Consider the following 22890-nt stretch of genomic DNA (forward strand, 5'->3'; position numbering starts at 1 on the left):
CGGCCGCGCCCGCGCCGGCGCCCCCGGCGGCTCCGCGCACCCCCGTCCAGCAGCAGGCCCCGGCTCCGCAGCCGGCTCCCGCCCAGACTCAGGCGCCGACTCAACAGGCCCCGGCGCCGCGGCCGGCCCCCGCCCCGGCGCCCGACGACGACGACGACGATGACGACGACTTCGACGACGACTTCGATGACGACGACGACGGGGGTGACGACGATGACGACTGACACCGCACCCCGCATCATCGTTCCCGCCCGCTGGCGCATCGTCGGCTGGATCATGTTGACCGTCGTGGTCGTGCTGGTCGCGATGATCGCGCTGACCCGCAACCTGCTCTTGGTCGATGTCGACCGCACCGCCAATCTCAACGTCGCCCAGGAGATCGAGGAGTTCCGCACCTTCGCCGCCAACGGCGTCGACCCGACAACCTCGCAGCCGTTCACCTCGGTGGAGCGGATGCTCGAGATCTTCATCGACCGCCAACAGCCCGGCGAGAGCGAGCAACTGCTGGCGATCGTCGGCCAGCGCACCCACCGCGCGGTCGGGGAGATGTCCGACGGGGCCGCGGCGCAGGGCACCGTTCTGCCCGACAATGTCGAACTGCTCGACCGCATCCTGTCCTCGCCCAACAACTCCGGCATCGAGGACGTCGCCGGCGGCAAACTGCGCTGGGGCCGGGTCGAGGTGGTCGCCGGCGAGGGCGAGTCCGGCAACCTGCTGGTCGCCAATTACACCGCCGCCGGCCGGGAACGCGTCGGCGAGACGATCCGCACCATCGGCACGGTCGCCCTGATCGGCCTGGCGCTCACGGCCCTGATCGGCTGGTTGGTCTCCGGTCGGATCCTCGCCCCGATCCGCCAGGTACGGATGGTGGCCGAGGGGATCGGCGATAACGACCTGACCAGCCGGGTTCCCGCCCGCGGGCGCGACGATGTCGCCGCGCTGGCCCGCACGTTCAACGCGATGCTCGACCGCCTGGAGAACACCTGGGAGGTGCAGCGCCGCTTCGTCGACGACGCCGGTCACGAACTGCGCACCCCGATCACGGTGATCCGCGGCCACTTCGACCTGCTGAACCTCGGTGCGGTCGACGAGTCCGAGCGGGCCGACACGATGCGGCTGATCGACGACGAATTGAGCCGCATGGGCCGCATCGTCAACGACCTGCTGATCCTGGCCAAGGCGGAGCAGCCGAACTTCGTGCAGCCCACACCCGCCGACGTGCCGGCCCTGACCCTCGACATCGAGAGCAAGGCCCAGATGCTCGGCGACCGGGAATGGCAGCTGATGGAGGTCGCCGAGGGCACCGCCGAGGTCGACACCCAGCGGGTCACCCAGGCGGTCCTGCAGCTGGCCACCAATGCGGTCACCCACACCCAACCCGGCGACACCATCCAGCTCGGATCGTCCTATGTCGATACCGGCGGGCGCCGCATGCTGCGACTGTGGGTGCGCGATACCGGCCCCGGCGTCGCACCGGAGGACATCGAGCAGATCTTCGAGCGGTTCAACCGCGGCCACCACGTCGCGACCGAGAACCGCCCGGACCGGCCCGGCGCCGGATTGGGACTGTCGATCGTGCGGGCGATCGCCGACGCCCACCACGGCTCGGCGTGGGTGACCAGCGCATTCGGCGACGGTGCCACCTTCGGCATCGACCTGCCCGTCATCGGCCCGGCGGAAACGACACGAAGGGACGAATCACAATGAGTCGCATCCTGATTGCCGAAGACGATCCCGGCGTGACGTCCTTCCTCGAGAAGGGTCTGCGGTCGGTCGGCTACGCCACGGTGCACGCCTCGGACGGCGATACCGCGCTGATGTTGGCCCGCACCGGCGAATTCGAATTGGTGATCCTGGACATCGGGCTCCCCGGCATCGACGGATTCGAGGTGCTCTCTCGGCTGCGCGGTGAGGGCTCGCGGACCCCGGTGATCGTGCTGACCGCACGGGACGGCGTGCAGGACACCGTCGCCGGGCTCGAGGGCGGTGCCAACGACTACGTCTCGAAGCCATTCCACTTCGCCGAACTCCTCGCCCGGGTGCGGCTGCGCATCGGCGACGGGAGCACCTCCTCCTCCGAACCGTCCGTGGTCCTGCGCGAACGCGACCTCGAACTCGACCTGCGCACCCGCGCGGTGAAGGTCGACGGCAGGACGATCGACCTGACCGCGCGCGAGTTCGCCCTGCTCGAGGTCTTCATGCGCCACCCCGGCCACGTCCTGAGCCGCGAACAGATCCTCGGGCACGTCTGGGGGCTCGACTTCGACCCCGCGTCGAACGTCGTCGACGTCTACGTCCGCTCGCTGCGCGGCAAGGTCGGCGCCGAGCGCGTGGAAACCGTACGGGGAGCGGGGTATCGATTGCGATGACCACCATTCCTCTCGAGGCGGACACCGTACCGATACCGGTGGTGCCCGCGCACTACGCGACCACCCCGCCGCGCCGACGAGTTCCGCACCCGCCGACGCCGAGCAGACGCTGGCGGCCCAGCCGTCGCCGGCGGATCGACCTCGCCGTGCTCGCTCTGTTTCTGCTCGGCCTGATCATCGCCGCCATCGTCGACGACGGTCTGACCGCCGCCGGCGCGACCACCCTGGCGGTCTTCGCGCTCGCCGCATGGGCGTGGATGCGCAGCGACCTCGACGACACCTACGTGGCGCTGGCCGCCGCGGTCGCCCTGGTTCCGCTGGGCGGGCTGACCGCGGAGGCCTTCTACGCCGGCCTGGGCGAGGGATTGGTGTGGCTGCTGATCGCCGCGTTCATCCTCGCCGCCGTGATCACCGCCTCCGGCCTGGTCACCCGCTGCGCCGCCGTCGTCGTCGCCCGGGCGCGGACACCCCGCGGACTGGTCCATCTGATCACCGCCGCGCTGATCGCGACCGCCTTCGCGGTGCCGTCGACGTCGGGGCGCGCGGCGCTGGCCGTGCCGATCTTCGTGGTGCTCGCCCGGGCGCTGGCCGACCGGCCGCAGCTGGTTCGTGTTCTCGCGCTGCTGTTCCCGACGGTGATCCTGCTGTCGGCGGTCGCCTCGCTGCTCGGGGCGGGCGCCCATCTGATCACCTCCGCCGTGGTGGCCGAGGCCACCGGCAGCGGCTTCGGATTTGCCGGCTGGGCCGTGCTGGGCGTCCCCCTGGCGGTGCTGACCTCACATCTGGCCGCCGAACTGGTGCTGTGGCTGTTCGCCGATCGGGCCGAGCGCGACCGGCCGCTGCGGGTCGAACGCTCCGACTTCGGCGGCGCCGTCGACACCCCGGTGAGCGGACCGCTGTCGGCTCTCGAAAAGCGTTGTGTCCTGCTGCTTCTGGTGGTGATCGCGCTGTGGTGCACCGAGAGTCTGCACGGCGTCGACGCCGCGGTGGTCGCGGTCGGTGCGGCGCTGGTGGCCACCGCGCCCCGATTCGGCCCCACCAGATTGCGCACCGCGCTGGCAACGGTGCCGTGGTCGCTGCTGGTCTTCATGGCCGCAACCCTGGCCCTCGGACACGCCCTGGTCACCACCGGAGCCGCACAGTGGTTGGCGCACAAGACCTTCCTTCCGGTCTCCGCGCTCGGCGCCGCCGCCGGACCGGTCTTCGTCGTCCTCGCGATCGCGGTGTCCGCGGCCGCCCACCTGGTGATCCAGTCCCGCTCCGCCCGCTCGGCCGTGCTGATCCCGATCCTGGTGGCCCTGGCGCCCACCATGGGCGTCAACCCCGCCGCCGTGGCCTTCGCCTCCACCGCCGCTGCCGGATTCTGCCATACCCTGACCAGTTCGGCGAAGCCGGTGGCGATGTTCTCGACCCTCGATGACGTCGAGACCTACAGTCGCCGAGACCTTCTCCGGCTGTCCGCCTACCTCGGACCACCGTTCGTGCTGATCGTGGTGGTCTTCTCCCGGGGCGTCTGGCCCCTGCTGGGCCTGGACCTGTTCCTGCCCTGATCCGTTCCACCGCACCCCCGACGACCGTGGGTGAGCCGCCGCATGCCCGAAATCCCTCGGCCGGCGGGTAACTACGAAGATGGGAGAATGTGATGTCCGTTCGAGTTCCGCAACGAATTCTGGTCGCCCCCAGCGGGTTCAAGGAGAGCCTCGACGCGACCACCGTCGCCGAGGCGATCGCCTGCGGGGTCCGCCGCGAACTGCCCGGAGTGATCGTCGACGCCGTCCCGATCCCCGACGGGGGAGAGGGCACCGCGCAGATTCTGGCCGAGGCGACCGGTGGAGTCCTCGAGCCCGCCACCGTGACCGGACCGGTCGGCGAACCCGTCGAATCCCATTGGGCGCGTTTGGGTGACGAGATGGACGGTACCGCGGTGATCGAGATGGCCGCCGCGGCCGGTCTGTCGTTGGTGCCCCGGGATCGGCGCGATCCGGGAGCGACGACCACCCGCGGCGTCGGCGAGCTGATCGCGCTGGCCCTCGACCGGGGGATCCGGCGCATCATCGTCGGCTGCGGCGACTCCGGCACCTCCGACGGCGGCGCCGGTGCACTGGCCGCACTCGGCGCGCGCATCCTGGACGCCGACGGCAACCCGGTGCCCGACGGTGGCGCGAACCTCGCGCTGGTGGACCGCATCGATCTGTCCGGGCTGCATCCGGCGCTCGCCGAGACCCACATCGTGCTCGCCTGCAATATGTCGAACGTGCTGTGCGGTTCGCGGGGCGTCGCGCGGGTCTTCGGGCCGCAGAAGGGCGCCGACGAGCAGCAGGTCGAACAGTTGTCGCGGGCATTGGACACCTGGGCGCGGGTGCTGCGCCGCGACGGTGTGGCCCCGGATCTCGACGTGCGCCGCGGCCCGGGTACCGGGGCCTCCGGTGGTCTCGGCGCGGGGCTGGCCGCCGGTCTCGGCGCGCGGCTCGCCTCGCGCTTCGAGGTGCTGCTGGATCGGCGCTATACGGGCGTCGACCTCGACGGTCTGATCGACGTCGCGGACCTGGTGATCACCGCGGAGGGCAGCATCGACCGCCAGACGCCGCACGGCAAGGTCCCGGCGGAGATCGCCCGACGCGCCTCGCACGTCGGCGTGCCGGTACTGGCGCTGGCCGGGTCGCTCGGCAAGGGCGCCCCCGAGGTGCACGACATCGGCATCGGCGCGATGGCCTCGATCATCCCGATTCCGATGGAATTGTCCGAGGCGGTCGCCGACGGCCGGCGCCTGCTCGTCGAGGCCGCGTCGCGCACCATGCGCCTGGTCCTCCTCGGCGCCGCGGTCTCCGGCCGCAAGCGTGGGCGCAAGCGTGCCATCCACGCCGCCTGACCCTTCGATCGGTCAATCTGCCGCTTTCTATGACCGAAGCTAGAGTTCCGCAGATCTCCATGTGTTCGGCAACGATGCAGGTCACCGACGTGACCACCCGGGCGGGCCCGCCTATCGGCAAAATATTTTGAAATCTACAGCCACGTCTAGAAAGATGAATAGATAGCTAACAAGCGGTAGCCGTCAGGCTTGTATCGGGAGTATCCGAAACTGTTGGATAAACGCTAGATTCGGATAGATCTCCTGATAGGCGGCCGCGTCACGGGGATGCCGATGGCCAGAAGGGGTCGCTCAGCCAGTCGTCGGGGATTCCCATTCCCGCGAGCGGCACCGTTGGATGCTCCCGGAGAAGGTCTTCGACGCGCAGCGCCCATCGTGACGTCGGAGCTATCGTGTGGAGCATCGTTTGAAGCGAGACGAGCACCGGGAAGAGTCGTCGGCGCCGCCAACCGTCGCGGTGGAACAGGCTCCGATCATCCAGCCATCGAATAGCCGACGAGCGGGGAGTGGCGGGATAGACCCCGAGGCCGCGATTCCAGAGTCGTCCGTGGTGCGCGCAGATGTTTCGTACGCGCCGGTAGGTGAGGAGCCACGATTCAAGGATCGGGGCGCGCGTTCCCAGGCTCTCCGCGATCGCGTTCTTCGCCGCGGGGTCGGCGAGGGCGGCGTAGACGTTCCGGACAGTGCCGAGGTTGACCTCTTCGAACGCCGGCCAGCAGGGTGGACGCTCGGGAGTTCCGTATCGGGTGACGTAGTGCTCGAGCGCGGAGACGAACGTCTCCCGATCGGTTGGCTCGTGCGGCCGCCGACGTTGTTCGCCGACGAGCCGATCGATGTCGTTCAGTAGCCGCTCGTGGACCCGCGGTACGCGGAAGCGTTCGGGATCCTCGTACCAGTGTGGACCTGCTGTTAGTGACATCCGGTCGCAGATCGCCGCTCGCACGGCGATTTCGACACGTTCGAGCGGGTCGAGAACGGTCAGCCGCAGTTTGCGGTCGAAGATGTACAGACCGAGGACGTCGTCGAAGGATGTTCCCGGTCGCATCTGGTCACGTGTTCCGGCTTCGAAGCTGCGGACATACGCCGAGAGGCGGTAGTAGCCGATATGTCTGAGGTACCGGGCCGCTCGCTCTCGGTCTCCGAGGACGAGTCCCCGTTCGACCCAGCGATCCAAGAACTCGTGCTCGGGGAGTGCGGGCTTGGAGTAGATCTCCGTGCCCCGAGCCGGAGCCGATTGGTACTTGGGCAAAGAAAATCCCCCGGTTGCGCGTCGTTGAGAGGCTCGGGGGATGTGGTAACAAAAGGTTACCACGGGTAGGTCGAGCGATCCCCGGAGCCTTTCGCTATTCGTTCGTCTGGTTGCGCAGGTACTTGCCGAAGTGCGGGACGGTGAAACCGATCGAGCCGCGCTCGGCCGAGTAGATCAGCCCCTTCTTGATCAACCCGTCGCGGGCGGGGGAGAGGGATGCGGGCTTGCGGCCCAACTCGGCGGCGATCTTGCTGGTCTGGACCGGCCCCTCGTCCCCGGCGAGGTCGGCCATCGCTCGCATGTACTCGCGCTCGGCCGGCGTCGCCCGCTCGTAGCGGGACCCGAAGAACCCCACCGCCAACTCCTCCTCGGCGGTCGGCGCGGCCCGCAGCGCGTCCTCCCCGGTGATCGGCGACCCGGCGGCGAGATCCCAGGTGGCCTTGCCGTAGGCCTGCACGAAGTAGGGATAGCCGTCGGCCAGCCGGAAGAGGGTGTCGAGCGCTTCCTCGGTGAACTCGACGTCCTCGCGCTCGGCCGGGGCGATCAGCGCCCGGTCGGCGGATTCGCGGTCGAGCCGGTCGATGCGGTGATACCCGAAGAGTCGCTCCGAGTAGCTCTTCGACGCCGACAGCACCGCCGGCAGATGCGGCAGCCCGGCGCCGACGACGATCAGCGGCGCCGCGTCCTGGCTCAACTCGTGGCAGGCACCGCAGATCGCGGAGATATCGGGAGCGGACAGGTCCTGCATCTCGTCGATGAACAGGGCGATCCCGACGCCGACGTCGCGGGCCAATGATGCCGCGTCGACCAGCAATTCGACCAGATCGATCTCGATGTCACCGGAGTCGGCGCGGCCCTTGGCCGCGGGGGCGTCGATCCCGGGCTGCCACCGCTCGCGCATCCCCTTGTCGGCGGTCGCCCGCAGCGCAAAGGCTTTGAGCACGCCGAGGAAGTCCTCGACCCGGTCGGGATCCCGGTGGGTGGCGGCGATCTCGCGGACCGCCATGTGCAGCGCCGACGACAGCGGCCGGCGCAGATCCTGCTCCGGTCGCGCCTCGATCTTGCCGGTACCCCAACGCCGTCCGATCGCGGCCGAGCGGAGATGGTTGAGCAGCACCGTCTTGCCGACGCCGCGCAGACCGGTCAGCATGACGCTGCGCTCCGGGCGGCCGCGGGCGATGCGCTCGAGGACGACGTCGAAAGCGGTCAGTTGCTTGTCGCGGCCGGCCAGCTCGGGTGGACGCTGACCGGCACCGGGGGCGTACGGATTGCGCACGGGGTCCATCGGACGACGCTACCAAGATCGTTAGGTAATTCTGCGCTCATCTAGCGCGTGTCCTAGAACCCGCTCGACGTTCCTCGACGAAGGCCGCCGAGGAACGTCGATGCGGATGGGGCGGGTCGGCCTACCAGCGACCCGGCACGGTCGCCGAGATGATCGTGCCGTCGGCGCGCATGGTGCCGGCCGGATTGCGCGGCTTGCCCTCGAGCAGCGGGCCCTGATCCTTCAGCGCGACGGACACCGGCGAGTTCGGACCGACGGTGACCTTCTCACCGCGAACGGTGAAGGTGAGCGCCTGGTCGCCGTCCTCGACGGTGAACCTGATCGACGAACGCTCCAGGTCGACCCGCACCCGGGTGCCATGCAGTGTCACCCGGTAGGTCAACGCCTCCCACTCCTCGGGCAGACGCGGGTCGAACGACCACTGCTCGTCCCCGCGGTGGGTGCCGAAGTCGCGGAAGCCGCCGAAACCGGCCGCCAGCGCACTCCAACACGCGCCGACCGAGGCGACGTGCACCCCGTCGGCGGTATTGGCATGCCTATTGGCCAGGTCGACGTACACCGCCTCGCGGAAGTAGCTCAGCGCCAGATCCTGGTAGCCCACCTCGGCGGCGATGATCGACTGCGCGACCGCCGACAGCGACGAGTCACCGGTGGTGATCGGGTCGTAGTAGGAGAAATCGGCCAGCTTCTCCTCCAACGTGAACTCCTCGCCCTGCAGGAACAGCGCGAGCACCACGTCGGCCTGCTTGAGCACCTGGAACCGGTAGATCACCAGCGGGTGGTGGTGCAGCAGCAGCGGCCGCACGTCCAGCGGGGTGTGCTCGATGTCCCACATCTCGCGGTCGAGGAAGCGGGAATCCTGCGGATGGATGCCGACCTTCTCGTCGAACGGGATCGACATCCCCTCGGCGCAGGCCCGCCATTCGACGATCTCGTCGTCCTCGAGGCCGGTCCGGCGCACCAATTCGGCGTAGGCCTCGGGGTCCGCGGCGCGGGTCTCCTCGACCGCGTCGGCGGCTCGCCGCAGGTTGAACCGGGCCATCACGTTGGTGAACATATTGTCGTTGACGACGGTCGTGTACTCGTCGGGACCGGTGACCCCGTGAATATGGAAGGTGGAGTTGCCGTTCTGGCGCAGCCAGAAGCCCAGATCCGCCCACAGCCGCGCCGTCTCGACCAGGATATCGATGCCCTCGCGGTGGAGGAAATCGAGATCGCCTGTCGCGCCCACATATTGGCTCAGGCCGTAGGAGATGTCGGCGTCGATGTGGTACTGGGCGGTGCCGGCGGCGTAGTAGGCGGAGGCCTCGTTGCCGTCGATCGTCCGCCAGGGGAACAGGGCGCCGCGCTGGCTGAGCTCACCCGCGCGCTTGCGGGCGGCCGGCAGCAGCGAATGCCGGAAACGCAGCGCATTGCGTGCGAAATTGGGCGAGGTATACGTCAGGAACGGCAGGACGTAGATCTCGGTGTCCCAGAAGTAATGCCCGCTGTATCCCGAACCGGTGACACCCTTGGCCGGGATGCCCTGCTGCTCCGCGCGAGCCGCCGCCTGGATGATGGAGAACAGGTTCCAGCGGGTCGCCTGCTGGATATCGGGCGCGCCGCGCACCTCGACGTCCGACCGCTTCCAAAACTCCTCGAGCCATTCGATCTGCTCGTCGAACTGGTACTGGATGCCCTCCTCGTCGATCGCGCGGTCGAGGGTGCGCTCGCAGCGGTCGATCAATTCGCGTGCCGGCACCCGGGTGGCCGTGTGGAACGACGCGAGCTTCTCCAGGCGAATGGTCTGGCCGGCCTCCGCCTGCATGCGGAAGATGATCTTGCCCTCGTCGTCGGAGATGCTCGACTCCGTGACGATATCGGCGGGGCCCGAAATGTGGTGGTCGACAACCGTACCGATGGTCATCCGGCTCTCCGCCGCGCGGTAGCCGAGTCGGATGCGGCCCTTCTGCTCGTCGATCGAACTGACCTGGGGCACCAGAACCCGCCGGTGGAAGCCCTCCGCCTTGCGGGGGTCGGCGATGCCGCTCTCGGCCTGCACCTCCTCGGCCAACTCCCGGTCGCGATCCTGCCGATTGATCAGCTGGCTGGAGATCTGGACCGGGGCGCTGTCGTCGAGCAGGGTCACCTCGAGGGTCATCACCGCGAGATGCTTGTCCGCGAAGGACACCATCCGCTTGCTGACCACCCGCACCCGCTTGCCGCTCGGGGTGCGCCACAACAGATCCCGCGTGAGAACGCCGGTCTTGAAGTCGAGGCGGCGCTCGTACTCGAGCAGGTCGGCCGTCGACAGTTCGAGCGGCTCGTCGTCGACGTAGAGGCGAATCACCTTCGGATCCGGGACGTTCACGATGTTCTGTCCGACCCGCGCCAGGCCGTAGGCCTCCTCGGCATGCTGGATCGGCCAGATCTCGTGGAAGCCGTTGATGAACGTGCCGTCCTCGTAGGCGTCGCGGCTCTCCTCGTAATTGCCGCGCAGGCCCAGATAGCCGTTGCCGACGCTGAACAGCGTCTCGGTAACGCCGAGATCTTCCGGCTCGAAGCGCTTTTCAACCAGTGCCCAGTCATCGAGCGGGAAGCGGTTGCGGTCCAGGGGATCGCCGGCAATGGAGGTGAACGCGCTCACAGCAGCTCCTCGAGATCCGTGACGACCAGGCCCGCGCCGGCGTCGGTCAATGCATCGGCACCCACTCCGCGGTCGACCCCGATCACGAGGCCGAAACCGCCCGCGGCGCCCGCCTTCACACCGCTGATCGCGTCCTCGAGGACGACGGAGCCCTCGACGGGGACGCCCAGATCGGCTGCGGCGGCGATGAAGGTGTCCGGCGCCGGCTTACCCGGCAGGCCGCGCTTCTCGGCCAGCGCGCCGTGCATGATCACCGGGAAGAACTTGGTGACGCCCGCGGCGTCCAGAACGGCCGGAGCGTTGCGCGAGGACGAGACCACCGCCATGGGAATGCCTGCCTCGTGGAGCTTTTCGATCAAACGCAGCGAGCCGGGGTAGGCCTGCACCCCCTCCTCGGCGAGGACGCGGTTGAATGCGTCGTTCTTGCGGTTGCCCAACCCGGCGATCGTCGAGGCGTCGGCGGGATCGGACGTTTCGCCGCGCGGAAGTTCGATGCTGCGGGATTCCAGGAACGAGGCGACCCCGTCGTAGCGCGGCTTGCCGTCGACGTACGCGAAGTAGTCCTCGTCCGTATACGGAGCGGCGTCCGGATAGTCCTCGAGGAACTCGTTGAACATGACCGCCCACGCCCGCATGTGCACCTCGGCCGTCGGGGTGATCACCCCGTCCAGGTCGAACAGTGCCGCCGCATACTTATCCCAGTTCACATCAGGTGAGGATAGGGCGCGCGGATTGCCGGCGCATGACGTCGGGGAAAAGTGTCGACCCCCCTCATTGTTGTGATTGCCCGATAGTGCTAGCGTCTGCGCCATGCGCATCGCCCTTCTTGTAGTTCGCCGCCGTAGCGGGGTCTGATTCTCGGACCGACACCCCGCTCCGGGTTGTCGTACTACCTCGTCGGTCTCACCACCACCTCCTCGCAAGGAAGATCGACCGCATCCGATGAGCACCTTCACCTTTTCCCCTGCCCCCACCACCACCGGAACATCGCCGGAGCTGCCCCTGCCGCGCGGATTGCGCGCCGAGGCCGAGCAGATGACGATGACCGGCTTCTGGAACACCTACTCACCCACCTCCGGCCCGATCGAACTCGGTTCGTGGTCGGCGTCGGCCCCCCTGGCCGGTCGTCGGCGCTACGACTTCTCGGTCGACATCCGCGGTACCCGCCAGACCTCCACGGCACGCGCCTACGGACCGGTCGAAGCGATGACCGAGAGCCTGCACAAGGCGGGCCTGCCGATCGAGATCGGCGAGTTCCACCAGCAGCTCACCGAGGCCGGCTGGGCCTCCTACATCACCTGTCGCTACCACGACCGCACCGTCTGGGCGGCCGGCGTGGGCCGGGACGGCACCGAAGCCACCCTGCGCGCGATGATCGCGGGCGCCAACCGCCTGCACGGCAGCAGATTCTGACCCGACCCACCGTCCCATCCGGTGGCCACCGTCGGCCACCGCCGCATCACCCTTCGACCTCATGAACGGCCACCGCCGCGCGCATCGGCGGTGGCCGACGTCGTTGCGGGGCCGGTGACGCTATGGGGGGTCGGTGCGGTGCAGGGGTCGGTTCAGCCCAGGACGGTGAAGGCGATCCGTCGGGAGACCTCGATCGTGTGATCGCAGAATCGCTCGTGGAACCGCGAGAGCAGGGCCACATCGATCGCCTCCGGCACGGTCAGGCCGACCGACTCGTCCTTGACGATCTCGAGGACCCGGGCATGCAGCGCGTCGACACGGGCATCGGTGGCGATCAGTTCGTCGACGATGTCGATCTGCTGCTCGAGCGCCACGACCACCCGTCCGGACATCTCGATCGCCAGCCGCCCCATCTCGCGGAACAGCGGTGCGACCGGATCGGGAACGACCGGATCGGGGAAGCGGCGCCGGACCGATTCGGCCACGTGGATCGCCAGCTCGCCCATCCGAGCCAGCGCACCGGATATCCGCAGGGTGCTCACCTGGCGGCGCAGATCGGTCGCCACGGGCGCCTGCAGCGCGAGGATCAGGCCGGTGCGTCGATCGATCTCCGAGCGCAGCATGCCCAGTTCGTCCTCGAGGGTCATGACCTCCTCGGCGCGGATCACATCGCGGTCGGTCAGCGCCGATCCGGCGCCCTGCATGACGCGGCTGGACAATTCGGCGAGATCGACCAGCAGCCCGCTCAACTCGTCGACTTCCTGGCCGTAGGCGGTACGCATCGTGGCTCTCCCGTGGTTTCAGTCGACTCGCGTTGCTCTTTTCAACGTCGTTGGTGATCGGTCGATTCCGAAAACGGTACTCCTGCTCGAAAGTAGGGGGGACTATCGACGGTGTTGTTCACCTGCCGGACAGCGTCCGTACCGCTGGCCGACATTGCGATCCGGTCGAATGCAATTCTGGCCGTCCATGGGTCCTCGACCGCAGACTGGAACCCGTTGTCCGGGTCCGTCGAATCCCGGTTCGGCGCCGTCGAGCGCTGAACCCCATCGACTCTCGGTACAAACGAGGACTCTTCGGCGAAGGTAGGGAGGGATTGTCGTGACAGTGCTCGACGTCGAAACACGCTTCGGTGGCCGCACCGGAATCGATATCGCCGTGGGAATCCTGATGGTCCGTTGTGGACATGATCGTGGTGCCGCGTCGCGGGAGTTGATCCACCGCGCCCGAACGTCGTCGCGGGGCCTCGGCGCCACCGCCGCCGACATCATCGCCGAGGCGGAGCGCGCCGCCGTCGGCTGACGCGGCATGCTGGCCGGATGGGCGGACGGTCGGCGGGAATCGGCACGGTGTTGGCGATTCCGCTCGTCGCGGTCGCCGTCCTCGGCCTGGTCCTCGCCGGCCGCGGGGCACCGTTCCCGGTTGATCTGACGGTGCTCGACGCGGCGCTCGCCCGTCGCACCCCGGACCGGACGATCGTCGCGGAGCGGATCTCCGCGGTCTGCGGCTATCTCGGCATGACCGTGATCGCGCTGCTCGCCGGAGCCGTCGTATTCGTCCGCGATCGGAACCCGCGTACCGCGCTCGCACCGGTGGTGGCCCTCGTCGCCGCCATGGCGGTCACCGAGGTGGTCAAGATGCTCGTCGCCCGACCGCGCCCGCCGATCGCGAGCCGGTTGTCGCTGACCGAGCAGACCTTCTCCTACCCGTCCGGACACGCAGCGGGGGCGTCCGCCTGTCTGGTCGCCGTGGCGTTGGTGCTCACCCGGACCCGGCCGGCGCGGGTGGTGGCGGTGGCATGTGCCGCGGTCTGGGCGACGGTCGTGGCGGGAACCCGCGTCTACCTGGGGGTGCACTGGGCGAGCGATGTCGTCGCCGGGCTGGTCCTGGGATCGGCCCTGTCGGTGCTGGTGGTCACGCTGATGGTGCCGCGGCCCGGGCGGGTGCGGACGGCCGCCGTTTCGGATACCGCGTGCGGCCATCGGCAACCCGATCGGTAAGTATGTATGCCATGTCAGCTTCCGAGCCCGCCGCCGCGCCCCCGGTGGACCCGTCGGCGACCGTGCTGATCACCGGGGCGGGATCGGGCCTGGGCAACCGCCTGCTGACGACGGTGGCGGGCGACGGGCGCTGGGCGGTGATCGCCACCGCCCGCACCCCGGAGCGCGCGGAGGAACTCCGCGAGCAGATCGAGCGGTTCGGTCCGGTGGTCGCGGCGCGGATGCGCGTCGTGGTCTGCGATCAGGAGTCGCTGGTATCGGTGCGCGCCGCCGGTCGCGAGATCCTGCGGTTGCTCGACGGCCTGCCGCCGCTGCGATCGATCGTGCTCAACGCCGGCGCGCAGTTCATGTCGACCAACGAGACCTCGGTCGACGGCTTCGAGAAGACCTTCGCGGTCAACGTCATCGCCTCCCACGTGCTGGTTCGACTGCTCAGCGAACGCCTGACCGCCCCGGTCTCGGTCGTCCAGATCGGCTCGGGGACGCACTACGGCGACCTCAAGCACTCGTTCGGGCTGATCCCCGGACCCCGCTGGGACGATCCGCACGCGCTGGCGATGCCGCGCGAGGGCGACGGCGGCGTCGGTTACTCCACCAGCAAGCTCGCCGTCGTCTACTGGACCCACCATCTGGCCCGTCGGGCGCCGAGCGGGATCATCCCGATCTGTTTCGACCCCGGCATGATGCCCGGCACCGGCCTGGCCCGTGAGCGCAGTGCCTTCCAACGGTTCGGCTGGCGCTATCTGATGCCGGTGATGCGCAGCCTGCCCGGTGTCTCCGGACCGCGCCGCTCGGCGCGATACCTGTTCGAACTGATCAACGACGGTGGCCCGGTGCCGCTGTCCCAGGCTCGCGGTGGCTACGTGCTGGTCGATCGGTCGGAGTATTCGTCGTCGGAGTCCTACGACACCGTCCGCGAACGCAGCCTCGCCCACGCACTCGACGAGATGACCGGCCCGAACGACGAGGAGCAGGTCGCTTCCTGGTGGTGAGCGCCCGGTCGGGCCGTCGCGGTGGACGGCCCGACCGGTCAGCCGATCAGTAGTCGATGACGATCGGTCCGGGGGTATACCAACCCCACCGGTCCACCACGTCCACCCGCGGCTCGATCGAGTTCGCGGCCGTCGGGTCGATCGGGGTGAACCGCTGCAGGTCGCCCCAGTCGCGGTGCCAGTCGTCCTTCAGGAAGGTCGACATCGTGTCGACGCGCAGCAGCATGTCGGTCCAGCCGAGCGGGCCGCCGCCGAAGTGGTCCTGCCACGCATTGGTCGACCGGGCGCCGGGCCGGTCGGGCAGCACGCGATAGGCGGGCACCTCGGCGATCCCGTCGTGGTGGCCGAACGGCCGCTGGCAGGGGAAGTTCAACCCGACCGCCCAGTCGAGCAGGACCGGCTGGGTGCTGCCGACCAGCTCGTTGAGCGTCACGGTCTGCGGAATGCGCGGCGGGGTGACCGCCAACCAGTAGTCCGGGTCGACATTGCTGTCTTCGGCGACGATGCGCACCACATTGGCGCCCGCGGGCACCGAGGCGGCCGGGACCCGAACGTTCCGCCACGCCGGTCGCGGCCCGATGTCGATCGGAAGCACCGTGCCGAGCGATTCGACGGACGAGCCGGTATTGCGGCCGAACTCGAACTCCAGCGAGGTGCCGGGGGTGACCAGACCGTCCGAGTCGATCGACCGGATCCGGCCGGCGACCGCGGCGGTCACCAGGTCGTAGTCGGCCGGCAGCAGGTACCAGCCCGTGGTCAACGTCGCGGTGTCGGTCACACCGGTGGTGTAGGTGCCCAGGACGGGGGTGCGCAGTGGGTCGAGGCCATAGGGCAGCGCCACCGAGCTGCCGTTGATACCGGTGGAGCCCTCGCCGCTGGTCGTACCGACCGTCGCGCGCTGGTTGCCCGCGTCGTCGGTGTCGACGGTGTTCGCGGTGCCGGTCGCGGCCTCGGCGTTCTCGTCCGGGGTCAGGTCCCGGGCGACACCGTTGGGATCGAAGCCGACGTTGTTGGCGGCGAAGGTGCCCACGACGTTGCCGTTGAGCGGGGTCAACATGTCGTCGGTCGGATTCGGTTCGACCAGGACGTCGTTCGCCAGGCCACACGAATTGCCCATCAGCGCGTCGATATTCGATCGTCCGACCGAGTACGCCGGGTACTGCGAGACCATGCCCTTGGCCAACGAGGCGACCGCGAACAGCACGATCAGACCGGCGGCGACCGGCAGCGGCGGGATATTCCACACCCGCCGCATAGGGGTGCCCTTCTTCAGATAGGGCTCTCGCACATGCCAATAGGCGGCCAGCAACAGCGCCAGGATCGTCAGCGCCATCAGCACGGTCGCGCCCCTGAACCCGGAGATCGACGGCGGCTTGTCCCACCACGGCACACCGAAGACCGAGACGTACCACCAGCCGTTGCGCGAGTGGAAGCAGATCGTCAACAGGAACAGCACCGCGGCGGCGAACAATGCCCGATTGCGACGTGACCCGCGGGCGATGGTGACCGCGAGCGCGGCGGCCGCCAGTCCGGCGATCGCGCCGCCGATGCCCGCGTAGACGCCGAAGTGATGGGTCCACTTGGTCGGCGCGAACATCATCAGCAGCGGGGCGCCCATCACGGTGCCGATCAGCCGGCGCGGCGGTCCGAGCGAGGTGCCCGGGATGCGCCCGCCCTTGCGCAGCAGGACCAGCAGGCTCACACCGACCGACAGGAACATCGCGAACACCGCAAACTTGCGGGTCAGCGAGCCGTCGGGGGAGTCCATCATCAGGTACTGGTAGCGGATGTACTCGTTCCACCAGTCGACGTCGGGGCCGACGGAGTGCGCGTGCTGCATCGCCGGCAGCGACGCCAGCGGTTGATCGGCGAAGGCCAACAGCAGTGGGACGCTACCCGCCGCGAGGATCGGCAGCACCGAGGCCAGGATGCCGACGCCGCCGCGCCGGCGGACGATCTCCTGGATGACCGGCTTGGCGCCGGCGATCAGCGGGGCGAAGCAGATCAGTCCCAGCGGTGAGGCGTTCAGGGTGACGCCCGCGACCAGGACGGCGATCGCCGCCGGCAGCAGCCGGCGGGTGGCGATCGATCGTTCCATCGACGCCCAGGTCAGCAGGACGCCGACCGCGACGACCGGCTCCGGGCGCAGACCGTTGTTGAACACCAGCCAGAACGACAGGAACACCAGGCCGGAGGTCCACAGCACCACCGGCTCCCTGCGGACCCGTGCGCCGAGCCGCGGCAGGACCTCGCGGCTGATCACCCACCAGCAGATGATGCCGAGCAGTAGCGCCGGCAGTCGCATCCACACGCTGGCGGTCGAGACCTGGGTCATCACCCGCAGCAGGTCGTAGTAGGGGGCGCCGAAGGGGGCCTCGGTGACACCCCACCAGCGGAAGTAGTTCGACATATAGCCGGCCTGATCGGCGGTGCGGGCCATGCCGAGCAGGTAGCCGTCGTCGGCGGTGTTGGCGCCGATGATGTGCCAGAGGCCGAGCGTGCCGACGACGATCACGTCGTAGCGGGTGGGGCGCCACCATCCCGGCGGGAAGGTGCGTCGATCGCTGCGGCTGTCGCGTCGATCGAGGACGTGCAGAGCGCCCAGGGCGATGACCACCGAGGCGGCGCCGAGCAGCATGGCGACCAGCTTCAGCAGGCTCGGGCTGGAGGTGAAGCGCGCGTCGAGGTCGACCGTGACGCCGAAACCGGCCGGGGTGGGTCCGGTCAGTTGGGTGAACAGTCCGACGATCTGCGGGCGCTTGTCCTCGTCGAGGGTCTGCGTGATGTCGACGCCGGCGCCGGAGACGGTCGCGGTGGTCGCCTGGTCGTTCGAGGTCACCCGCAGCGAGCAGCCCGGGTTCAGGTCCGACAGCGGGGTCGACAGGATGAGATTGTCGCGCACCAGGACCTGGAGCGATCCCGGATCGAGCAGCTCACCGGTATCGGGGTCGGTCTGGGCTCCCTCGGTGCGCACGATCATTCCGTAGCGCTGCGCATTGGGGCCGCCGACCGGGGCGGTGGTGAACAGCGTGGTCCCCTGCGCGGAGTCGACAACTGCCGAGCACGGGATCGACACGTCGATGCTCAGCGGTGCGTACCCCACCAGCGGCATGTTGACCGACTGCAGGGTGCCGCCCTCGGGCCACGACACCGTCGGCTCGTCCATGCGGACCGGTAGGAAGGGGACCGACACGATCAACAGCAGTCCGGCGATGCCGGCGATGATCGCGATCAGCCGGGCCGTTCCGGTGCGGCGTTCGGGGGGAATGGGACCGCGGGTTGCCGCCGGAGGGGCCACGTCGGTGTCAAGCACTCCGGTACCCTACCGCCGGCCGGATGGCCGACTCGTCGGGCGGCTGCCGGTGGGCGGCGGACCCGGGAGTCGGCCGTGCGAGGGCCGGCAGCGTCGTCCGGTGTCGAACCGGGCGAACCCGCCGACCCTCGCGGGGGCGCGGTCGATCGATCAGGCGGCGAGCAGGTCGTCGATCTGGTTGATCGCCATCGAGGCGCCCTCGGTGACGCCCATGTCGAGGACCTGCTGCAGCCCCTCGGCCGTCTCGTAGGTCGCGATATAGGTGGCGATCGTGCTGTCGCCGTCCGCGGTGAAGGTGTAGACGTTGTGCGACACCGGCATGCCCTCCGCCGGGGTGAAGTCCTCGTTGGCGAAACCGTCGTCGAAGGCGAACGAGTGCGGCTCGTCGACCGCGGTGATCAGCCACCAGCCCGCGAACTTCTCGCCTTCGGGGCCGGTCATGTAGTAGAGCACCTTGGCGCCGACGGTCAACGAGTGTTCGACGACGGTCGCGGGGAAGGTCGGCGGGCCCCAGATCTTCTCGAGCTGCCGCGGATCGGCGTAGACCTGCCAGACGCGCTCGACGGGAGCGGCGAACTGCGCGGTGATCGTCAGGGTGCGGTTGTCCAGGTCGGGGGTGACGGTGGTGACCGGCATGGGTCAGCTCTCCTCGGGTTGTGGTGTGGCTGGGTGTGGTGTCGCTGGGGATGATCGGTGTGGCTTGGGGGATGTCGGGCCGGTGGGACCGGACGGCGGGTCGGCGGCGAGCAGCTCGTCGATACGGGAGATCCTTCCGCGCCAGATACTTTCGAGGTCCGAGAGCATCGACGCGACCGATCGGACCGCCGCGACGTCGCCGGTCGCCAGTTGCTCGCGACCACTGCGCCGTTTGGTGATCAACCCGGCCCGCTCCAGGACCGCGACGTGTTTCTGTACCGCCGCGAAGCTCATGTCGTAGTTGCGGGCCAGGGTCGATACCGAGTGTTCACCGGCCAGAACTCGGCGCAGGATGTCGCGCCGGGTGCGGTCGGCCAGGGCGTGAAAGAACGCGTCCGCTCGCGCTTCCGGATCCTTCGTTCCCATGGACCCAAACGTACAACCGATCGGTTGTACGTGCAAGAGGGGAGCGCCGAAAACCTCGAGCGCAAATTAGTTGAGCCATCAACAAGCGTGACCTAATCGTCAGTCCGCTCGGCAGGAAATCGGGACGTTGCAGGAGGAGAATGAAGGGGTACGGAATCTCGCAATGTAGGGAGAGGCAACGATGAAGGCATTGGTGTACCACGGTCCCGGCAAGAAGGCGTGGGAGGAGGTGCCCGACCCCGTCATCCTGCATCCGACCGACGCGATCGTGAAGATCGAGCAGACCACGATCTGTGGAACAGACCTGCACATCCTCAAGGGCGACGTCCCGGCGGTGACCGACGGCCGCATCCTCGGTCACGAGGGTGTTGGCGTCATCGCCGAAGTAGGTTCTGCGGTAACGGAACTCGCCGTCGGTGATCGCGTGATCATCTCCTGTGTGTCCGCGTGCGGCAAGTGTGTCTACTGCGTGCAGGGCATGTACTCGCATTGCCAGGCCGAAGAGGGTGCCCCCGGCATCGGCTGGATCCTCGGACATCTGATCGACGGCACCCAGGCCGAGTTCGTGCGGGTCCCCTACGCGGAGACCTCGCTGCATCCGCTTCCGGAGACCGTTCCGGCGGAGGAGGGTGTGCTGATCAGCGACATCCTGCCCACCGGTCACGAGATCGGCATCAAGTACGGCGCGGTCAAGGCCGGCGACGTCATCGCCGTGATCGGTACCGGCCCTGTGGGATTGGCGGCCATCGCGACCGCCGGCCTCTACGGCCCCAGCAAGGTGATCGCGGTCGATCTCGACCCGAACCGGGTGGAGCAGGCCAAGCGTTTCGGCGCCACCGACGGAGTGGTGTCCTCCGACGCGGACTGGAAGGAGCAGGTCCTCGCGCTGACCGACGGACTCGGCGTCGATGTGGCGATCGAGGCGGTCGGCATCCCCGCCACCTGGGATATGTCGCTCGAGGTCATCCGTCCCGGCGGCCACGTCGCGAACGTCGGCGTGCACGGCAAGTCGGTCGACTTCCCGCTGGACAAGCTCTGGATCGAAAACCTCACCATCACCACCGGTTTGGTCAATACCGATACCTCTCGCATGCTGATCAAGATGCTCGCCCAGCGCAAGCTGGATGTCGGCGGCTTCATCAGCCACCACTTCGACCTCGATGACATCGAGTCGGCCTACGACACCTTCGGCCGCGCCGCCGAGACCAAGGCGCTCAAGGTCATCATGACCGCGAGCTGACCTGCCATCGCGGGCCGCGCCGGCCCGCCGCACAGCGAAATGACCTACCCGGTAGGTGATTACGGGGGTCTACTCGATGCGTCGGCGGGTGGGCCGTCGGCCGGATGATGATAGGCGTTGACCCGGGGCCGCCCCGATGGATCCACATGATGTGGTGCGATCCATTGGGTGCGGCCTCCGGTATTTCTCCGGGTGCGCCACCGGCGGCCGTCGGTGCCGATCATGCGGTGATGGGTCGGGCAGACCAGCGTGAGGTTGTCGATATCGGTGGCTCCACCGTCGGACCATTCCCGAAGATGGTGGGTTTCACAGACGGTCGCGCCGGATGGGCAGCCCGGAAAGGTGCACCCGCGGTCGGCGGCGTGCAGGGCGATCCGCTGGTCGACGGACGCGAGCCGCCGGGCCCGCCCGAGGTGCAGGGGTCGCCCGCTGTGGTCGTCGAAGATCGCCAGATACGGCAGGCTGCGCCCGGCCAGCCGGATCAATTCGCGCATCGGTAGCAGCGAACCGCAGCCGGTGGTGGCGACCCCGGCATGGTCCTGTAGCTCGCGCACCGTCGCGGTCGCGATGACCGTCACCGGCAGGCCGCGATGCGAACCCAGTCGACCGGACGCGAGGGCGTCGCGGCACAGGACGGTCAGCGCGTCGTGTCGGCGTTGGCCGGGCGTGCGCGCGTCCCGGGAGACGGCATCCGGATCGGGAACGCCGGCGACGGTCGGTTCGGCGTCCTCCGGCAGGCACATGCCGGGCGCCGCGAGCGCAGCGAAGATCGTCTCCAGGTAGGCGCCGAGCTCCGGGTCGACGCAAAAGGAACCGGAGCGCATCATGTCGACGTCCTGCGGCTTCAGATGGAAGAACCGCTTGCGGGCGCGGTCTCGCTCGGAGAACGCGTCGTCGGGATTGAGGTGCGCGGCGATGCGCTGGGCGCAGCGCTTCACCTCGTCGGGGCGCATGCGGGTGGACAGGTCGACCAGGTGCTCCTCGGCCCGCGCCCGATCCGCCGGACCGACAGCGGCGGGTAGATGATGGGAGAAGTCGCGAATCACCTTCACGTGCCCGGGTCCGATATCGCCGCGCCGCTCGGCCGCCGCGGTATGCGGCAGGCGGATGGGCAGAGGTTCGCCGTTCAGCGCGGTCAGGGGCGTCAGATCGGCCGCCTCGTGCATGCGCCGGCCCGCGTCCGCGGGGGTGATGCGGAGGCGGTCGGCGAGGATCAGCCCGAGCCGCCCGCCCCCGAACGCCTCGGTGCCCAGCTCGCCGAGACGCGCGAGCGCCGCCCGCTCGGTCCCCGGCAGCAGCCGGGCGATGCGCGCGATCCCGGCGATCGTGTCGAGCAATTCCGGGGCAAGCATGGTGTCGACGGGCAGCTCGCCGAGCGCCGCGACCGCCGTTTCGGCTGCCGCGACCGCCTCTGCGATCCGCTCGCTGTTCATGGTCAAACCATAGCGGACACCACCGACATGTTCGATGAATAATGCTTTGCAGAAACGCAATTCGACGAGCTATTCCAAGAGGTCAGGCCAGGGAGCGCCGCGGTGGCCGCTTATCACATGATGTCCTCGGCGGTCTCACTGTAGAAACGTCCCAGTTCTGCGGCGACCTCGGCTGGAGTATCGATGTCCTGGCCCTCGCGGTAGAGAACCAGCCCGACGGCTCCGGCTGTCATGGAGGACATCTGGGTGATGTCTGCAGCGAACCCGATTGTTCGGGTAACGATGACCGGCCGAACCTCCCCGTGCCATATCAGTTGGAGATGCACCGGGAAGCCGAGGTCGACCTCCAAGGCATTTTTCGGTTGGTACATAGCTTCTCGCAACAACTCGAGATCGTCGCTGGGGAAGGCCTGCACTGCATGCGAATCGGCGCCGACCATGATGAGTAGCGGATCGTTCATCACGTAGCTGTGCATGTGATAGATCGTCGGCAGAACGATCAGAGTAGTTCCCTCGCGATTGAGGACGTCCAGATGGAGTGTTGGTGGTTCGACCCCGGATGCCCGGACGATGGTGTCCGCGAGAATGCGCCGGCCGGAATCCGACCAGCGCCGCACGGTACGAGTGGAGGGCGGTTCGGGGCCGCGCGGTCGTTGTTCGTGGTGTGCCGAGGCGAACGCATTGAGCCGATCTTCCGTATTGCCGGCGTAGCCGAACCCGCCCACATGGGCCAACGCCGCGGCAACATCCCGGCTCTCGTTCCGCCGCCGGATACCGTCCAGGACGAGGTATGCCTGCTCGGCGTCGCCGTGTGCGAGCAGCGCTGAGATGGTCGGGCAGTGCACCAAGTTATCTGCCGTGATGCCGCCCGGTCGGTCGATCAGCGTATCGAGTTCGTCGGCGACGTCTTCGACGATCCCCATCGGCCCCCCTGTGTCAATTCCGTGTCACGACTTCCCTCAGCGATCCCGGGAGCCTACGTGGTGCCGGATCGGATGCGAAGGAGTGGCGGGATGGGAAGACGGAAGAAAAAGGGGGC

Annotated in this window: 20 protein-coding genes; 10 read left to right on the forward strand and 10 right to left on the reverse strand. The window is 68.5% G+C overall.

Translation table 11 applies throughout. The features are described 5' to 3' along the window. From MB1_RS26100 to MB1_RS17170, 5 genes are all read left to right on the forward strand, one after another. The coding region (locus tag MB1_RS26100; protein WP_176579558.1) for a hypothetical protein at positions 1–224 on the forward strand (224 nt) is incomplete at its 5' end. Beyond that, positions 214–1707, forward strand: coding sequence for a sensor histidine kinase (locus tag MB1_RS17155; RefSeq protein WP_245650238.1), 1494 nt, complete (start codon positions 214–216; stop codon positions 1705–1707). The genes MB1_RS26100 and MB1_RS17155, both read left to right, overlap by 11 nt. Beyond that, complete coding sequence (locus MB1_RS17160) at positions 1704–2369, forward strand: response regulator transcription factor (protein ID WP_066910033.1); 666 nt, start codon at positions 1704–1706, stop codon at positions 2367–2369. The genes MB1_RS17155 and MB1_RS17160 overlap by 4 nt, the downstream gene beginning before the upstream one ends. After that, positions 2366–3919 carry an SLC13 family permease gene (locus MB1_RS17165; protein WP_066910036.1) on the forward strand — a complete coding sequence of 518 codons (1554 nt, stop codon included), beginning with the start codon at positions 2366–2368 and terminating at the stop codon, positions 3917–3919. Before MB1_RS17160 ends, MB1_RS17165 begins: the two co-directional genes overlap by 4 nt. Positions 3920–4011: 92 nt before the next feature. After that, positions 4012–5238 (forward strand): glycerate kinase family protein, encoded by a 1227-nt coding sequence (locus MB1_RS17170; protein WP_066910038.1) that lies wholly within the window; start codon positions 4012–4014, stop codon positions 5236–5238. A gap of 259 nt (positions 5239–5497) precedes the next feature. On the opposite strand, the gene MB1_RS17175 is transcribed toward MB1_RS17170, so the two are convergent. The 4 genes from MB1_RS17175 to MB1_RS17190 form a co-directional block, all read right to left on the reverse strand. Further along, on the reverse strand, positions 5498–6550 hold the full coding sequence (locus MB1_RS17175) for an Abi family protein (protein WP_245650239.1): 1053 nt from the start codon (positions 6548–6550) through the stop codon (positions 5498–5500). A 31-nt stretch (positions 6551–6581) separates the two neighbouring features. After that, a complete protein-coding gene (locus MB1_RS17180) occupies positions 6582–7772 on the reverse strand; it encodes a DUF8462 domain-containing protein (protein ID WP_066910043.1) in 1191 nt (396 codons plus the stop codon). A gap of 121 nt (positions 7773–7893) precedes the next feature. Next, positions 7894–10398 (reverse strand): glycoside hydrolase family 65 protein, encoded by a 2505-nt coding sequence (locus MB1_RS17185; protein WP_066910048.1) that lies wholly within the window; start codon positions 10396–10398, stop codon positions 7894–7896. Further along, positions 10395–11105 carry an HAD family hydrolase gene (locus MB1_RS17190; RefSeq protein WP_066910050.1) on the reverse strand — a complete coding sequence of 237 codons (711 nt, stop codon included), beginning with the start codon at positions 11103–11105 and terminating at the stop codon, positions 10395–10397. Before MB1_RS17190 ends, MB1_RS17185 begins: the two co-directional genes overlap by 4 nt. A gap of 235 nt (positions 11106–11340) precedes the next feature. On the opposite strand from MB1_RS17190, the gene MB1_RS17195 reads away from it, so the two are divergent. Then, positions 11341–11811 (forward strand): alpha-isopropylmalate synthase regulatory domain-containing protein, encoded by a 471-nt coding sequence (locus MB1_RS17195; protein ID WP_066910052.1) that lies wholly within the window; start codon positions 11341–11343, stop codon positions 11809–11811. Positions 11812–11963: 152 nt separating this feature from the next. On the opposite strand, the gene MB1_RS17200 is transcribed toward MB1_RS17195, so the two are convergent. Then, positions 11964–12593, reverse strand: coding sequence for a phosphate signaling complex PhoU family protein (locus tag MB1_RS17200; RefSeq protein ID WP_066910054.1), 630 nt, complete (start codon positions 12591–12593; stop codon positions 11964–11966). A 319-nt stretch (positions 12594–12912) separates the two neighbouring features. On the opposite strand from MB1_RS17200, the gene MB1_RS17205 reads away from it, so the two are divergent. From MB1_RS17205 to MB1_RS17215, 3 genes are read left to right on the forward strand one after another with little or no spacing between them, the layout of a single operon-like run. Then, a complete protein-coding gene (locus MB1_RS17205; protein WP_157084135.1) occupies positions 12913–13113 on the forward strand; it encodes an ANTAR domain-containing protein in 201 nt (66 codons plus the stop codon). Positions 13114–13130: 17 nt separating this feature from the next. After that, positions 13131–13811 carry a phosphatase PAP2 family protein gene (locus tag MB1_RS17210; protein WP_066910059.1) on the forward strand — a complete coding sequence of 227 codons (681 nt, stop codon included), beginning with the start codon at positions 13131–13133 and terminating at the stop codon, positions 13809–13811. Positions 13812–13822: 11 nt separating this feature from the next. Next, positions 13823–14803 carry an SDR family NAD(P)-dependent oxidoreductase gene (locus tag MB1_RS17215; RefSeq protein ID WP_169801690.1) on the forward strand — a complete coding sequence of 327 codons (981 nt, stop codon included), beginning with the start codon at positions 13823–13825 and terminating at the stop codon, positions 14801–14803. Positions 14804–14849: 46 nt separating this feature from the next. On the opposite strand, the gene MB1_RS17220 is transcribed toward MB1_RS17215, so the two are convergent. The 3 genes from MB1_RS17220 to MB1_RS17230 form a co-directional block, all read right to left on the reverse strand. Beyond that, positions 14850–18116: an arabinosyltransferase domain-containing protein gene (locus MB1_RS17220; RefSeq protein ID WP_066910066.1), complete on the reverse strand. Its 3267-nt coding sequence runs from the start codon at positions 18114–18116 to the stop codon at positions 14850–14852. Between the two features lie 150 nt (positions 18117–18266). Further along, positions 18267–18752: an SRPBCC family protein gene (locus MB1_RS17225; protein ID WP_066910069.1), complete on the reverse strand. Its 486-nt coding sequence runs from the start codon at positions 18750–18752 to the stop codon at positions 18267–18269. Between the two features lie 3 nt (positions 18753–18755). Next, a complete protein-coding gene (locus tag MB1_RS17230) occupies positions 18756–19178 on the reverse strand; it encodes an ArsR/SmtB family transcription factor (protein ID WP_066910071.1) in 423 nt (140 codons plus the stop codon). 181 nt (positions 19179–19359) lie between these two features. Between MB1_RS17230 and MB1_RS17235 the strand changes: the two genes are divergently transcribed. After that, positions 19360–20418, forward strand: coding sequence for a zinc-dependent alcohol dehydrogenase family protein (locus tag MB1_RS17235; RefSeq protein WP_066910073.1), 1059 nt, complete (start codon positions 19360–19362; stop codon positions 20416–20418). Between the two features lie 59 nt (positions 20419–20477). Here the strand turns inward: MB1_RS17235 and MB1_RS17240 are convergent, their stop codons facing one another. Then, positions 20478–21851, reverse strand: a complete 1374-nt coding sequence (locus MB1_RS17240) for an HNH endonuclease signature motif containing protein (protein WP_066910076.1) — start codon at positions 21849–21851, stop codon at positions 20478–20480. A 113-nt stretch (positions 21852–21964) separates the two neighbouring features. Then, entirely contained in the window at positions 21965–22774 is an 810-nt protein-coding gene (locus MB1_RS17245; RefSeq protein ID WP_066910079.1) for a hypothetical protein, read from the reverse strand. Between the last annotated feature and the right edge of the window lie 116 nt (positions 22775–22890).

The sequence above is a fragment of the Millisia brevis NBRC 105863 genome, assembly GCF_001552615.1.
GTDB lineage: Bacteria > Actinomycetota > Actinomycetes > Mycobacteriales > Mycobacteriaceae > Millisia > Millisia brevis.